Below are 14312 nucleotides of genomic sequence, written 5' to 3'. Positions count from 1 at the left end.
CGATGGCCACCGAGAACGTGAAACCGCGCGCGAACCGGCGTGGTTGGGGCTCCACCGTGGCCGGGGTGCTCGTCCTGGCCGTGATGCTGTTCCCGCTGTACTGGATGCTCGACACCGCGCTCCAGCCCGAGGCCGGGCTGCTGGAGGTCGATCCGGTACCGCACCGCCTGGACCTGTCCGGTTTCTCCAAGGCGCTCGACGACCAGGGCGGGCATCTGCTGACCTCGCTGCTGGTCTCGCTCGGCGCGGTCGTCATCTGCCTGGCGATCGCGGCCCCGGCCGCCTACGGGCTGGCCCGGTTCCGACTGCGCGGCACCCGCACCATCGTGTTCGGCACCCTGATCACCCAGATGGTGCCCGGCATCGTCATCGCCAACGCCCTGTACACCTCGTACGTCGATCTGGGCCTGGTCAACTCCTACTTCGGGCTGATGCTCGCGGACGCCTCCCTGGGCATCCCCTTCTCCATCGTCCTGATGCGGTCGTTCATGCAGTCCATACCCGGCGAGGTGATCGAGGCCGCGGAGATGGACGGGGCGGGACGGCTGCGCACCTTCCTGCGGGTGGTGCTGCCGATGAGCCGCAACTCCCTGATCACCTCGGGCCTGTTCGCCTTCCTGTTCTCGTGGAGCGACTTCATGTTCGCGCTCACCCTCAACACCACCGACGACGTCAAGCCGGTCACGCTGGGCATCTACCAGTACATCGGCGCGCACGTCGGCGACTGGGGCTCGGTGATGGCCGCGTCCGTGCTGTCCGCGGTGCCCGCCGCGATCCTGCTCGTCCTCGCGCAGAAGTACATCGCCGCGGGCATCACCGGCGGCTCCGTCAAGTGACGTCCGGTCCTGATCACACTGACGGTGGCGCGGACACGGCGGTCGTCGTCCACCAGTGCCGGCATGTTCGCGACCAGGCCCGCGCGGGCGGTGAACCTGCCGTCCGCGCGCCCCTCCGCCAGGGTGACCGACATCGAGGCAAGAGATTCAGGCTGGGCCGGATGCTGCCGCTCCGGCTCGGTGCGGGCGACCCGGCCCCCGGCGCTGCGCCCGCCCGCCCCTGCGGGAGACCGAGCGGAGCCCGGGCATGAGGCATCCACCGAGCGCCTCCAGTATGCCCGGCGGCCGGTGTGGCCGGGCTCGACTTGCCGCCGCGGCCGGGGGGCCGCAGCATGGCCGGAAAGACGGATCCGAGGGCGACAGCCGCGAGGCGGACCGCCGTGAGGCAGGTGAGACCCGAAGACACACGAGGCAGCATCTCGGGTTGTGCGTCCGTGGATGACGTGCCTCCGATCGACCCACCGTGGTTTCCGGCCTCCCGCTCACCGTTCCGGGGAGCTTGCGAGGCCGAGGACGTCTGGGAGGCCGGCCAGTGGTGTACTTCACGAATTCGCTCGACCGAATGGTCCCCGACGCACTGACCGGGTTCGCCCGAGTCCACGCCGACCTCGTCGTCCACGACGAGACGGCCGGTTTCTTCCGGGCCCGGCACCCAGCCCCCGGCCGCCGCGTGGCGATCGTGTCGGGCGGCGGCTCCGGACACGAACCGCTGCACCTCGGTTTCCTCGGCGCGGGCATGCTCGACGCCGTGTGCCCCGGCCAGTTGATGGCCTCCCCGCACAACCGCCAGGTGTTCGACGCCTCCCGCGCCGTGTCGCGCGGCGCGGGCGTGCTGCACCTGGTGAAGAACTACACGGGGGACCGCATCAACTTCGGCATCGCGGCAGAGCGGCTCGCCCATGAGGGCATCGACTGCGCCCGCGTGCTGATCGACGACGATCTGGCGTCGGACTCACCCGAGTCGGCCACGGGCCGCCGGGGCACCGGGGCCGCCGTACTGGTGGAGAAGGTCCTCGGGGCCGCTGCGGACACCGGCCTCGGGCTGCGCGAACTCGCCGACATGGGCACCGAGTTGGTGGGCCGCTGCCGTAGCCTCGCGGTCGCCTCGGCCGCACATCGCACACCGGCCACGGGGCGTTCCGCCTTCGACCTCGCCGAGGGGGACCTCGAATGGGGGGTCGGCATCCACGGTGAGCGGGCCCGCCGCACGGAGTCCCGGCCGGCCCTGGACGAGCTGGTCACCCGGATGACGGAGGAACTGCTCGCCGCGCTGGACCCGGCCGCCGGTGACTCGGTCATCGCCCTGGTCAACGGGCTCGGCGGGGTGACGCGTCTGGAGTTGTACGGCGTGGCGCGGGAACTCGCGACCGGCCTGGACCGGTGGGGACTGGTCCTCGAACGCGTCCTCGTGGGCGACTTCGTGACCGCGCTGGACATGCGCGGCTTCTCGCTCACGCTGATGCGGGCGGACCCGGAGACGGTCAAATGGTTCGACGCGCCCGCGCACACGCCCTCATGGCCCCGGTGACCAAGGGCGGGCAGGAGGTGGCACCATGCTGGAGCACTACTCGGCGCAGGACGACGCGGCATCCCCGGACAGTGCTGTCGCGAGCACGACGTGGACGGACACCCCTGCCGCGGACGCGGCCTTCACCGAAGGCTGGATGCGGAGGTTCGCCGCCTCCGTCCGGGCCACCGAGGCCCAGCTCACCGCGCTCGACCAGCGGGTGGGCGACGGCGACTTCGGTACGAATCTCCGCTCGGGACTCGACGCGTCCGTGCGCGCCCTGGACCAGGCGGGGACGGTGTCACCGGCGGCCACCGTGCGGGCCGGCGGACCACTGCGGACGGTGGCGACCGTCTTCCTGGACGGGGTCGGCGGCACCAGCGGCCCGCTGTTCGGGCTGCTGCTGACGGAACTGGCGCTGGCGGCGGTCGGCCCGGTCCTGGACGTGGCCGCGCTGCGGGCCGGTCTCACCGGCGGGCTCGCCGCCGTACAGCGGGTCGGCGAGGCGCGGCCGGGGGACAAGACCCTCGTGGACGCCCTGTATCCGGCGTGCGAGGCACTGCGCGTGTGTCCGGAGCAGGCCGGAAGCCGGGTGGCCCTCGCCCATGCGTCGCGCGCCGCATGGGAGGGGGTGCGCTCGACGGCACGTCTGCGTGCGCGCCGTGGCCGGGCCAGTTACGTCGGCGAGCGGGGCAGAGGAGTGCCGGACCCCGGCGCGGTGGGCGTCGGCCTGCTGCTCTCCTCGGCCGGCGGCGTGGTCACCGAACTGCCGCCGTTCGTGACGGGTCCGCCACCGCGGCGGCCGGACTGAACGAGCGGCGACCCGCCTTCCAGGCCACCGTTCGCCCGCCGTGGGACGGCGGTCACGGAGCCGTGGCCTGCTGAAGTCCGGAACCGGTCGGTGACGGGGCCGCGGCGGGCTTGGGCGGCGAGGTCCGCAGCGGTGTCCGCTCGGTGGCCCAGCGGATGATCCGCGGGTCCTCGAGCGTCTCGACCCACAGGTCGGTCAGGGCGGTGGTCTCCTCGCCGGGCCAGGGGCCGGCGCCGAGCACCGTCAGTCCGGCCCGGACCGCGGCGAGGATCCCGCAGTGCGTGTCCTCGACCGCCAGTGTGTCGGCCGGGTCGGCGCCGCAGAGCTGGGCGGCCGTCAGATAGACGTCGGGGTCGGGCTTGGGCCGGATCGTGCCCTCGGGCACCACCACGGCGCGGAAGTGACGGAGCAGCCCGGCCTCTTCCAGACCGGGTTCGACCACGTCACGGGGGCAGTTGCTGGCGACGGCCAACGGGGCGAAGGCGGCCGCCGCCCGCACCAGGTCGCGGGCGCCCGGCATGATCACCGGGTGCTCGCAGACCAGGGCGCGGAAGTGCCGGAGCAGCCGGTCGGCGAGGTCCGCCCCCAGTTCGGGACGGCCTCCCTCGTCGGCCATGAGCTGCCCGCACTCGGTGTAGTGCAGGCCCTTGGCCCGTTCCGCGAAGCCCGCGGCGGGGGTGAGGCCCACGTCGTCGAGAACCCGCCGGCGAGCGGTCTCCCAGTGTCGTTCGGTGTCCAGCAGCGTGCCGTCGCAGTCGAAGACGACGGCCGCCGGTGTCCAGGAAAGGATGCGATGAAGCGTCATCTGTGTGCTTTCCGTTCGGATGGGCCGCGAGAGCGCAGACCGGGGTGTGACGTCCTCTCACCGCGGGGGTGTGAGCGGCGCCGACGGGCCACCCGTGTGCGCGGGGCGGCGCAGGGTTCCGGGCGGGGCCGGACGTCGTACGGTCGGCCGTTGACGCCCGTACGGACTAGTCCCACCAGGGAACATAACGATCGTTACGCTAGATTTGGTCACATGTGGCAGTCAAGCGGTGACGTCAAGTTACGCTCGCAAGGGTGATTGGTAGTGCAGAACGCCGAAAGCCGGGCATTCTCCGTCCTGCTCGAACCGGAAGACACAGGTGCGGTGGTGCGGCACGCACACGATCCGCGCGGGCGGCGAGAACTCGGTGAAGCGCAGCGCCGTCAGCCGGACACCGGTGGGCCGGGACAGGGTGCCGTCGCTCGCGAGTACGGCGGCCTGGCGCGCCGCCTCCAGCAGCACCATCCCGGGCACGTGGTCGGTGGCGTGGTCGAAGAAGAAGGGATGCCAGGGGTCGGCCGCGTCCACCAGCACGTCCTTCGGGTCCCGGTGGCGCCGGCCGTCGCCGCCGGGACCCCCGGCGCGTCCGGGGTCGTCGGCGCAACCGATGACCACGTCCCGGGCATGGGGCACACCGAGCCGTGCCGGGTCGGGCCGGAGCAGCCCGGCCGACGCCGGGGGCTGGCAGGTGCCCACGAGCGGCCCGCGCAAGGCGGCGTACCGTTCGGGGGAGAGGAACCGGGCACCGCCGCCGGCCCTCGCGAACACCACTCCGCCGGCCAGGAGCTCCGCGTGCAGCCGCAGTCCGGCGGTGGCCCCGTCGGAACCGGTGCGCAGCCCGGTGACCCGCACCCGGCAGGTGACCTGGGTGGCGCCGTGGGAGGCCTGCGGCTGCGCTCCGGGCTCCGTGGTGAAGAAGACGTCGGTGATCAGCATGCGGGTGTCCACCGGAACGCCGAGGTAGCGCAAAGGGATGAAAATACCCAGCTGCCGTAATGTCTCCACCACCATCAGCGGATGATGTACGGCATGGCCGTCGACCGGAAAGGTGGGATGCGACCGCGACCAGCAGGCGGCCGCCACGAAACGCGTCGCGTCGACGCGTCGTACGTCGGTGAGCAGAACCTCCGCCACGGACGCCCGGTGGACCAGTTCCCGGGGGACCGTGCGGGACCAGCTCAGGTCCCGCGGCTCTTCGACGGTGCCACGGATTCGAGCGTCCATTCCCCCAGCAGACCGCAGTTCGGCGCGTTCCGCACACCGACTCGACAGTCCGGGCGGGCTCGGGTACTACATTGCCTAGCGGCAGGAAGAGGTACGAGAACCTCGGAAAAAGGTTGCGACGCGTGCGAGCGAATCTGACACGGCGGGCTCTGCTGGAAACCGCGGCACAATTGTTCGATGAACGGGGTTATGCCGGGACCAGCATCAGCGATATCAGCGCACTTTCCGGGCGCACCAGCGGCGCCATCTATTTCCATTACGCCAGCAAGGAGAAACTGGCCCTCGCCGTGGTCGAGGAGCACTTCGCGTCCTGGCCGCGCATGATCGAACACCATCGCTCCGCCGGCCGCCCGGCCCTGGAGAAACTGGTGGCGCTGAGCTTCACCGTCGCCCGCGCCTTCCGGGACGACGTCGTCGTACGGGCCGGCTCACGCCTGTGGATGGAACGCAAGGCCATCGCCGCTCCACTGCCCACGCCCTTCGTCGACTGGATCGAGGTCGTCACCGAACTCCTCGCCGAGGCACGCGCCAACGGCGAACTCGCCGCCGGCGTCGATCCGGTGCCCGCCGCGCACAGCGTGGTCTGCGCGTTCTTCGGGCTCCACACCGTCTCCGACGCCCTGGACGGCCGCGAACACATCGAGCAGCACCTGCACAACCTGTGGCGGCTGCTGCTCACCGCCCTCCAGGCCCATCCGGACCCGGCGGCCCTGCTCGACCGCGTCCACGCCGCCCGGCCCTCCCCTTCCCCGGTGCGGCAGCCGCCGGTCGACGAGGGCGTGCTCACCCGCGCCGAGGCATAGCCGGTCACAGGAGAGGGACCCGGGAGCGGGGCAGGCCGACGGCCTGCCCCGCTCATCGCCGTCAGGTGGACGGATTGACGGTCACCGTCGCGGAGTTGTTCCCGCTGTCCGGGTCGAAGGCGAACGACGTGCCGTAGTCGGGCCGGGCGACGACACGCCCCGTCGCGTCGGGGACGACCCGGTCGACGCGCAGCTGGAACGGGAAGCTGACGTCCAGGTCGGGCTTGGCCCACATCGGCAGCGTGCAGGTGTAGCGGGACGACCCGGCGGCGTTGCAGGTCTCCGGCACGGACGTGGCGGTGGTGCCCTCCGGGAGGTAGAAGTCGATCACGGCGACCGGGTCGCCGGAGCTGACGTTCCCGACCCAGGCCGGGCCCCCGTTGGTGAAGCGGAAGGCGGCGGTGACGGTGTCCCCGGCCTGGCCGCTCACCCGGGTGCCGTGCACCGCGAAGTCGGCGGTGTTGCGGGCGGTGATGCTCCATGCCTGGCCGTTGTCCGAGACGTCGAGGTCGGTGGCGCCACCGCCGGGCTGCACCTCGTAGTCGAACCGCTCGTACAGCGCGTGGCCGGTCACGGCGAGCCGCAGCGGCTCCGGCAGCTCCACCGTGGCGCCGGGCGCTATCTCGGTGTCGAAGGAGCACGTCACGTACGTCATGGGCGTGTACTCGTTGTCGTCGGTGTCCGGCCCCGCGTACGTGCACTGCGGGTAGCGGGTGGCGACATCGAGGCCGTAGGTCGCCCACAGCTTCACGCTGAAGCCGTGGGCCGCCTGGTCACCGGTGTTGGTGACGGAGAACGGCACCGTGAGGGTGGTTCCGGGCGCCACGTCCCGAACGCTCTGCAGGGCCTTGACCCCCAGGTTCGGGCCGGAGCCGACGGTGAGGAAGGTCTCCGCACCCGGGGCGACCATCTTGCCGTCGGGCCCGGTGGCCTCCGCCGAGTACGCGATCGCGCCCTGCACAGCGCCCGCGCCGGCGGCGGCCCGCACCCGCAGCTCGACCTGCGGGGTGTAATCGGTGGGCACGTCCCCGGTGTCGCACACGGCGACCGTACCGGCGTAGTTCGGCGCGCAGTTGTCGGGCCAGGCCACGTCGACGGCTCCGGCCAGCCCCGAGACGTCGACGGTCAACCGGCCGTCGGTCACGGTGAAGTTGGAGTTGTCGTGGTACAGACCGAGCGCCAGCGTGCGGTATTCGCCGGCGGCGCCGTCCGCACCCGCGGTGACCGTCTGCTCGTACGGCGCCTGGATCCACAGCCGGTCGGTCTGCGCCTCATCGGCGAAGGCGACCCCGCTGCCGAGACCGGCGACCAGCAACGCCCCCACGGCTCCGGCACATGCGCCGCGACGCAGCACACGGCCGACGGAGACAGAACTCATGGCATCTCCCACATCGGAAACAAGTGAAGCCCGGCGCAGTGATCCACACCGGACTCCCCTTGGACGGCCGACCCGGCCGAAAGGTTGTAACTGACCTGCTAGAACTTGGTGTTCCGCACCACGTCAGGTTCCCGGGCAGGCCTCCGGCCCCGACGCGGCGAGCACACTCAGGCCGCAATAGGCCGCCTCGGGGTAGTAGGCGCCCATCACCTCGGCGGTGCGGGCCGCGTCGCTCCCCGCCGGAACCCGCTGGATCGCCTCGGCGAAGCCCGGCGCGGCCACCATGTTCCGCAGGATCAGCAGGTGCCGGGCGGCCGGTGTGGCCGAGGACAGCGGCAGGAACGTGACCCCCGGCACGCGTTCGACGGCCGCCCGCTGTTCCTCCGTACCGACGGCATAGGTGTAGGTGCCGGCCGGGGAGAGACGGGTGTCGAAGTCCGAGCGGCAGCCGGGGTCCACCCCGCCGCCGGGCAACGGGTTGGCGACCACCTCGCCCGGCCCCCACCACAGGTTGTCGCACATCGACCAGTACCGGACCTGGGCACTTCCGGCAGGCCAGGGCCGGGCGCGGTCCCCGGCGGTCGCGGTGGGCGCCTTGCCGCGGACGACGAGGACCTGTCCGGCGGGCGGCGCGTCGAAGCCGGCGCTCAGATACGCGTTGTCCGGGTTGGGGTAGAGACCGGCACCGCCCGACCGGGAGAAGACCGGCCGGGCCGGGGTGCCCTCCCCGGCCGGGGACGTGGTCCCGGTGGGCGCGCCGACGGCGGGAGCGCCGGGGGACAGGGCGTCCGCGCACGTCCCCACCCGGACGCGGTGCCCGTCCTGGACGAAGGTGACCTTCGGCAGGCGGAACTTCCCGTGCGGCAGGTAGATCCGGTAGACGACGGTTCCCTCGGCGCCTTCCGGGGTTCCCGCGGGGGCGAGCGGCAGGGCGTTGGGCCGCCCTGCGGGCGTGTCCGTGACCGTGACGGTGAACTTGCCGCCGGCACGGGCGGGTTCGCGGTACGGGTTGCCGCTGCCCCGGTCCGGGAGGAGCCGGTGGTCGGTCAGCGCCGACGGGGTTCCGTCCGGTCCCGTGAAGCTGCCGCGGTGGGCGTCGTAGGTGGCGACCGAGGCGTAACGGGCGTCCGGGAAGCGGCCGTCGAGCCGGATGGCCAGCCCCTTGCGCACGGTGTGACGCAGCAGCCAGTACCGGGCGTTGGTGTCCGGATAGGCGACGTTGGACGTCTGGTGACCCAGCGGCTCCCAGGCGCAGGCGGGCACCGCCGGCACCGGGGCGCCGGTCTGCGCGGCGGCCGCGGGGGCGGCCCCCGACAGGGCGAGCGCGGCGGCGAGGAGAACGGGCTTCCAGCACTTCATCAGGCTGTCCTCCCGGGTTGGGGGGACAGCCAGGACGCGGCGGCGGCCAGGAGGTGGCGTACCCCGGCGGCGACGGCGTGCCGGTCGGAGGGCGCGTAGTGCGGGGAGTGGTTCATGGCCGTGCCCGGCGGCAGCGTGCCGCGTTCCAGCGTGGCCACTGCCGTCTCGTCGAAGTCCCCGGGATCCGCGCCGCCGAAGTGGAAGAACACCGACGGGCATCCGGCCGCCGTCGCGAACCGGCCGAAGTCCTCGCTGGCCGAGAGCGGAGCGCGCAGGGTGTGCCCCAGGGCACCCGCGTCGGCCACGGCCGCCAGGACACGCTCGGTGGCCGCCGGGTCGTTGACGGTCAGGGGGAAGGAGTCGTACGTCGCGATGTCCGGCGACCGGGTGGCGCCCTGGGCGTCGGCCTCCGCCTCGATGACGCGCCGGACGTCGGCCAGGACCTGCTCGCGGGTCTGCGTGTCGAACGTCCGCAGGCTGCACAGCAGTTCGGCGGTGTGCGGGATGACGTTCGGCACGGTCCCGGAGTGCAGGGCCCCGACCGTGAGGAGCGGGGACGGGGACAGCGGCGCCAGACGGGCGGACAGGGTCTGCAGGCGCAGCACCACGGACGCCGCCATCACGATCGGATCCACGGCGAGATGAGGGGCGGAGGCGTGCGCGCCCGCGCCGTACAGGGTGACCCGGAGGCTGTCGGCCGCCGCCATGAGGGGGCCGGGCCTGGTCGTCACCACACCGGCGGGCAGCGGTCCCACATGCTGGCCCAGCACCACCTCGGGCCGGGGGAAACGGTCGAGGACACCGTCGTCCAGCATGGCCTGCGCGCCATGGCCCACCTCCTCGGCGGGCTGGAAGACGGCCACCACGGTCCCGCTCCAGGCGTCGGGGTGTGCGGCGAGCTGCCGGCAGGCCCCCAGCAGGGCGGCGACGTGCACGTCATGGCCGCAGGCGTGCATCAGCCCCGGCTCGACGGAGGCGTACGGGAGCCCGGTCTCCTCCCGCACGGGCAGGGCGTCCATGTCCGCCCGCAGCCAGACCACCGGCCCGGCGCCGTTGCGCAGGACGGACACCACACCGGTCCGGCCGACCCGCTCGGTGGTCTCCCACCCGCCGATGTCCGCCAGTTCCCGGACGACGGCGGCGGCGGTACGGCTTTCCTGGAAGGCGAGTTCGGGATGGGCGTGCAGATCGCGGTACACCTCCTCCCAGTGCGGGAGGTGAGCCGCGAGGCCACGGCTCAGGCCGGTCTCAGGCGGGGCGGGCGGCAGCGGACGTATCACTGTCGTCCTCCTTCGGGGTGTCGGTGACGACGGCGCGCAGACGCGCCAGGAAACGGGGAGAGGTCTGGGGCACCCGGAGCACGGCGGCGACGGCGAGCACGGGACCCAGGAGCAACGACCAGAACGCGGTGCGGTACGAGAAGGCGTCGACGATGTGACCGAACAGGGTCGGCACGATGATGCCGGACAACTGGCCGCCGAAGAGGATGATTCCCGAGGCCGTGCCCGTCAGGCCCGGCGGAAGGCTGCGCAGGGGCACCGAGAAGCACGGCATGTAGCACAGGCCGACGGCCCCGCTGACGAGCGTGCCGACCACCACGAACTGGGCCAGTGTGGCGGTGAGCGGCAGCAGGACGAGCAGGCCGGCCGCCCCGCACATGGCCGGGACGACGATCCGCCGGGGGCGCCCCTCGAACCTGTCGCTCAGCCGGCCCCCGACGACGACGGCGACCGCCGCGAGCAGGGTCGGCGCCAAGGACACCAGCCCCGCGTCGGCCACGGCCAGACCGCGCTCCTCCATCAGGAAGGAAGCGCTCCAGCTGTTGAGCCCCCACACGACGACGTCGTAGGCGAAGAACATCACCGCGAAGCCCCAGACGGCCGGCGACCTCAGCAGGGCGGTCGCGGTCCCCTTCGGCTGCCGCAGCGGCGGGCCGGTCTGTCCGGCGGGCAGCGGTCCGGGCAGCCCGCGCCGGATCGCGACCACCACCAGCAGGCCCAGCACGGACACGGCCGCGAACATCACCCGCCAGTCCCAGTGGGCCAGCAGCAGCCCGCCCAGTACGGCGGCCAGCAGCCCGCCGACCGCGTTGGAACTCTGGATCCAGCCGTTGGCGGTCAGCCGCTGCTCGGGCACGCTGCGCCGGCTGAGGGTGTCGATGGCCGCGGCCGGGAACAGGCCCTGGGCCACACCGAAGAGACAACGGAAGATCACGAGCGCGGTGAACGACCAGGCGACGGCGGTCAGTCCGGTGAAGACCGACCACAGGACGAGGGCCGCGCACACCACCCGCGCACCGCCGAAGCGCGCGGCGACCAGTCCGGCGGGAATCTGCGTCAGCGCGTAGGTGACGAAGAACGAGGAGAGGATCACGCCCCGCTCCGCGTGACTGAGACCGAAGGTGTCGCCGATCGACGGCAGCGCCAGATTGATCACCTGTCGGTCGATGTAGTCGACGGCCCAGGCGGTGAACAGCAGGACCGCGGTGGTCCGGGTGGTTCTGAGCAAGGGGTCCTCCCGCCGTGCGAGCGACGCTTGGCGGACACCCTGCACCGTCCGCCGCTTCGCACCGCGCAATCGCAGGATTCCGGCATTCGGGGGGACTTGGCGCCGGAATCCGGCAACCCGGTGATCCGGCACGGCTCTTCAGCCGGGCCGTCCGCGCTGACAGGATGAGACGCGTGCCGCCCACCGACACCACCCTCCCCGACACCCCCGACGGACTCGACGAGACCGACCTCGCCCTGGTCGAGGCCCTCCAGCTGCGGCCGCGCGCCACCTGGGCGCAGATCGGCTCCGTCATCGGCATCGACGCCACCACCGCCGCGCGCCGCTGGCGGCGGCTCACCGGCGGCGGCCTGGCCTGGATGACGGCCTACCCGGCGCAGCACGCCTCGGTCGTCGGTTACGTCGATCTCGCCTGCGCCCCCGGCGCACTCGACGCGCTGACCGCCGAACTGTGCCGCTGGGGACCGGTGTTCAGCGTGGAACGCACCACGGGCGACCACTCGTTGTTCCTGGGCGTGGCAGCGTACGACCTGCCGTCCCTTGACGACTTCTTCACCGGGCGGCTGGGGCGGCTGGACGGGGTGCGCTCGGTGCGGCTGAGCATCTGCACCCGGGTGTACCGCGAGGGCAGCGGATGGCTGGTGCACACCCTCAACGAACGCCAGCGCACCCATCTCACCGGCGGCGACAGCCGTACGCGCCCACGGCCCGGCGGCGGACCGCACGAGGGCGACCGCAGGCTCCTGCGCGCGCTCGGCGCCGACGCCCGCCGCGGCCACGCCGAGCTGGCTCGGGAGTGCGGACTGAGCGAGACGACCGTACGCCGGCGGCTGGCGCGCATGATCGCGGGCGGGGAGGTCTACTTCCGGTGCGACCTCACCCAGCAACTGGCCGGCTGGCCGGTCATCGCCACGTTCCGTATCGCCGCCCCGGGACCCGGGACCGAGGCCGTGGCACACGCGCTGGCGGGGCTGCCGGAAACCCGGCTGTGCGCGTCGGTCACCGGGCCGGACAACCTGCTGCTGTCCGTGTGGCTGCGCTCGCCCGCCGACTGCCTCACCCTGGAGGAACGCATCCTGCACCGCCACCCCGGGCTGCGGATCGGCGCGCGGAGCATCACCCTGCACACCGCCAAACGCATGGGCAGACTGCTGGACCGGTGGGGCCGCGCCCGGGCCCACGTCCCGCTCACCGCGGCACCGGACGGGGGCCTTGGAGAACGGCCGCGCAATGACTGAAGCCGTCTGAACGAGAAAGCCCTTTCTCGACCGATGTATTGACGTGCACCTGTCGGGACTGGCTGTATGGGAGCGCTCCCACATGTTTTCGGCCTACTTGTTCATCCACTCATGGAGCCGCAGTGAGAACAACGACAAGTACGACACCGAGGAACCCGGTCGCCGTATTGCTGGCCGCCGTGGTCACCGTGCTGGGCATGCTCGCCCTCTCCCCGGCCCCCGCCCACGCCGTTTCCCGGCCGGCCGCCGCCGCGACCGGGCTGCACATCGGCAACGGCCGCCTCCTCGAAGGTAACGGCAACGACTTCGTGATGCGAGGCGTCAACCACGCGCACACCTGGTACCCGGGCGAGACCCAGTCGCTGGCCGACGTCAAGGCGCTCGGGGCCAACACCGTGCGCGTCGTCCTCTCCGACGGCTACCGCTGGTCCCGCAACAGCCCGCAGGACGTCGCGGCCGTCATCCAGAACTGCAAGGCCAACCGCCTGATCTGCGTCCTGGAGGTGCACGACACCACCGGCTACGGTGAGGACTCCGCCGCCGGCACCCTCGACCACGCCGCCGACTACTGGATCAGCCTCAAGGACGTCCTGGCTGGCCAAGAGGACTACGTCATCATCAACATCGGCAACGAGCCGTGGGGCAACACGAACCCGGCCGGCTGGACCGAGCCCACCATCGCCGCGGTCAAGAAGCTCCGCGCGGCGGGCTTCCAGCACACGATCATGGTGGACGCGCCCAACTGGGGCCAGGACTGGCAGGGCGTCATGCGCGCCAACGCCCGCACGGTCTACGACGCCGACACCACCGGCAACCTCCTGTTCTCGATCCACATGTACAGCGTCTTCGACACCGCGCAGGAGATCACCGACTACCTCAACGCCTTCGTCACCGCGAAACTCCCCATCGTCATCGGTGAGTTCGGCGGACCGGCCGACCAGTACGGCGATCCGGACGAGGACACCATGATGGCCACCGCCGAGCAGCTCCGCCTCGGCTACCTGGCCTGGTCCTGGAGCGGCAACACCGACCCGGTTCTCGACCTCGCGACCGACTTCGACCCGGCCCGGCTCAGCTCCTGGGGCCGGCGCATCTTCCAGGGCCCCAACGGCATCGCCGCGACCTCGCACGAGGCCACGGTCTTCGGCGGCACTGCCCCCGACACCCAGGCCCCGACCGCACCGGGCACCCCGACCGCATCCGGTGTCTCGGCCACCTCGGTCACCCTGACCTGGCCCGCGGCCACTGACAACGTTGGCATCACCGGCTATGACGTGGTCCGCCTCAACGGCACGACGGAGACTGCGGCCGCCTCCACCACGACCACCACGGTCACCGTCTCCGCCCTGACCGCCGACACCACATACACCTTCGCGGTCTACGCCAAGGACGCCGCCGGCAACCGCTCGCCCCGGTCCGCGGCGGTCTCCGTCAAGACGGAGAAGGGCACCGGCACCCCCGGAGCCGGCTGCTCCGTGCGCTACCGCGTCACCGGTGAATGGCCCGGGGGCTTCCAGGGCGAGATCACCATCGGCAACACCGGCACCGCCGCCATCAGCGGCTGGACGCTGGGCTTCAGCTTCCCGAGCGGCCAGACCATCAGCACCATGTGGGGCGGCACCCCGACCCAGAACGGTGCCTCGGTGACGGTCGCTGCCGCGTCGTACACGTCCACGGTCCCCGCGGGCGGCTCGGTCACGGTCGGCTTCACCGGCGGCAAGTCGGCCACCAACACCTCGCCCACCGCGTTCACCCTCAACGGCACCGCCTGCACGACCCTCTGACGCGCCCGCGCGACCGCGCGCCGGGCGCGGTCATGACGCTCCGGCCGGCCGGACGCCTC

At 72.2% G+C, this 14312-nt stretch carries 12 protein-coding genes; 6 read left to right on the top strand and 6 right to left on the bottom strand.

Annotated features, from left to right (window positions below; all coding sequences use genetic code 11):
- Positions 1-2 precede the first annotated feature (2 nt).
- From HB370_RS02975 to HB370_RS02965, 3 genes are all read left to right on the top strand, one after another.
- Positions 3-836, top strand: coding sequence for a carbohydrate ABC transporter permease (locus HB370_RS02975; protein WP_030776345.1), 834 nt, complete (start codon positions 3-5; stop codon positions 834-836).
- A gap of 562 nt (positions 837-1398) precedes the next feature.
- Positions 1399-2364, top strand: a complete 966-nt coding sequence (locus HB370_RS02970; RefSeq protein ID WP_030776348.1) for a dihydroxyacetone kinase subunit DhaK — start codon at positions 1399-1401, stop codon at positions 2362-2364.
- 136 nt (positions 2365-2500) lie between these two features.
- On the top strand, positions 2501-3154 hold the full coding sequence (locus HB370_RS02965; protein WP_030776351.1) for a DAK2 domain-containing protein: 654 nt from the start codon (positions 2501-2503) through the stop codon (positions 3152-3154).
- Positions 3155-3206: 52 nt separating this feature from the next.
- Here the strand turns inward: HB370_RS02965 and HB370_RS02960 are convergent, their stop codons facing one another.
- Positions 3207-3959 (bottom strand): HAD family phosphatase, encoded by a 753-nt coding sequence (locus HB370_RS02960; protein ID WP_051815257.1) that lies wholly within the window; start codon positions 3957-3959, stop codon positions 3207-3209.
- Between the two features lie 240 nt (positions 3960-4199).
- Complete coding sequence (locus HB370_RS02955) at positions 4200-5183, bottom strand: ScbA/BarX family gamma-butyrolactone biosynthesis protein (protein ID WP_051815258.1); 984 nt, start codon at positions 5181-5183, stop codon at positions 4200-4202.
- Between the two features lie 113 nt (positions 5184-5296).
- Between HB370_RS02955 and HB370_RS02950 the strand changes: the two genes are divergently transcribed.
- Positions 5297-5986, top strand: coding sequence for a ScbR family autoregulator-binding transcription factor (locus HB370_RS02950; RefSeq protein ID WP_051815259.1), 690 nt, complete (start codon positions 5297-5299; stop codon positions 5984-5986).
- A gap of 61 nt (positions 5987-6047) precedes the next feature.
- Here HB370_RS02950 and HB370_RS02945 read toward each other — a convergent pair whose 3' ends face one another.
- The 4 genes from HB370_RS02945 to HB370_RS02930 form a co-directional block, all read right to left on the bottom strand.
- A complete protein-coding gene (locus tag HB370_RS02945; RefSeq protein ID WP_030776361.1) occupies positions 6048-7364 on the bottom strand; it encodes a hypothetical protein in 1317 nt (438 codons plus the stop codon).
- Between the two features lie 123 nt (positions 7365-7487).
- On the bottom strand, positions 7488-8723 hold the full coding sequence (locus HB370_RS02940; protein ID WP_051815260.1) for a hypothetical protein: 1236 nt from the start codon (positions 8721-8723) through the stop codon (positions 7488-7490).
- Positions 8723-10003 (bottom strand): amidohydrolase, encoded by a 1281-nt coding sequence (locus HB370_RS02935; RefSeq protein WP_244405385.1) that lies wholly within the window; start codon positions 10001-10003, stop codon positions 8723-8725. The genes HB370_RS02940 and HB370_RS02935 overlap by 1 nt, the downstream gene beginning before the upstream one ends.
- Positions 9972-11231 carry an MFS transporter gene (locus HB370_RS02930; protein WP_037700243.1) on the bottom strand — a complete coding sequence of 420 codons (1260 nt, stop codon included), beginning with the start codon at positions 11229-11231 and terminating at the stop codon, positions 9972-9974. Before HB370_RS02930 ends, HB370_RS02935 begins: the two co-directional genes overlap by 32 nt.
- A gap of 173 nt (positions 11232-11404) precedes the next feature.
- Here HB370_RS02930 and HB370_RS02925 point away from each other — a divergent pair, with 173 nt between their 5' ends.
- Complete coding sequence (locus HB370_RS02925) at positions 11405-12469, top strand: Lrp/AsnC family transcriptional regulator (RefSeq protein ID WP_244405383.1); 1065 nt, start codon at positions 11405-11407, stop codon at positions 12467-12469.
- Positions 12470-12591: 122 nt separating this feature from the next.
- Positions 12592-14253, top strand: a complete 1662-nt coding sequence (locus tag HB370_RS02920; RefSeq protein ID WP_030776376.1) for a cellulase family glycosylhydrolase — start codon at positions 12592-12594, stop codon at positions 14251-14253.
- Positions 14254-14312: the final 59 nt, after the last annotated feature.

The organism is Streptomyces sp. DSM 40868 (genome assembly GCF_011820545.1).
Classification (GTDB): Bacteria; Actinomycetota; Actinomycetes; order Streptomycetales; family Streptomycetaceae; genus Streptomyces; species Streptomyces eurythermus.
This window is presented reverse-complemented; position numbering and strand designations above follow the sequence as displayed.

Excerpts from the sequence above, each read along its gene's own strand:
- HB370_RS02945 (WP_030776361.1), bottom strand. The coding sequence starts at position 7,364 with ATGAGTTCTGTCTCCGTCGGCCGTGTGCTGCGTCGCGGCGCATGTGCC.
- HB370_RS02965 (WP_030776351.1), top strand. The coding sequence starts at position 2,501 with ATGCGGAGGTTCGCCGCCTCCGTCCGGGCCACCGAGGCCCAGCTCACC.
- HB370_RS02955 (WP_051815258.1), bottom strand. The coding sequence starts at position 5,183 with ATGGACGCTCGAATCCGTGGCACCGTCGAAGAGCCGCGGGACCTGAGC.
- HB370_RS02970 (WP_030776348.1), top strand. The coding sequence starts at position 1,399 with ATGGTCCCCGACGCACTGACCGGGTTCGCCCGAGTCCACGCCGACCTC.
- HB370_RS02960 (WP_051815257.1), bottom strand. The coding sequence starts at position 3,959 with ATGACGCTTCATCGCATCCTTTCCTGGACACCGGCGGCCGTCGTCTTC.
- HB370_RS02940 (WP_051815260.1), bottom strand. The coding sequence starts at position 8,723 with ATGAAGTGCTGGAAGCCCGTTCTCCTCGCCGCCGCGCTCGCCCTGTCG.
- HB370_RS02975 (WP_030776345.1), top strand. The coding sequence starts at position 3 with ATGGCCACCGAGAACGTGAAACCGCGCGCGAACCGGCGTGGTTGGGGC.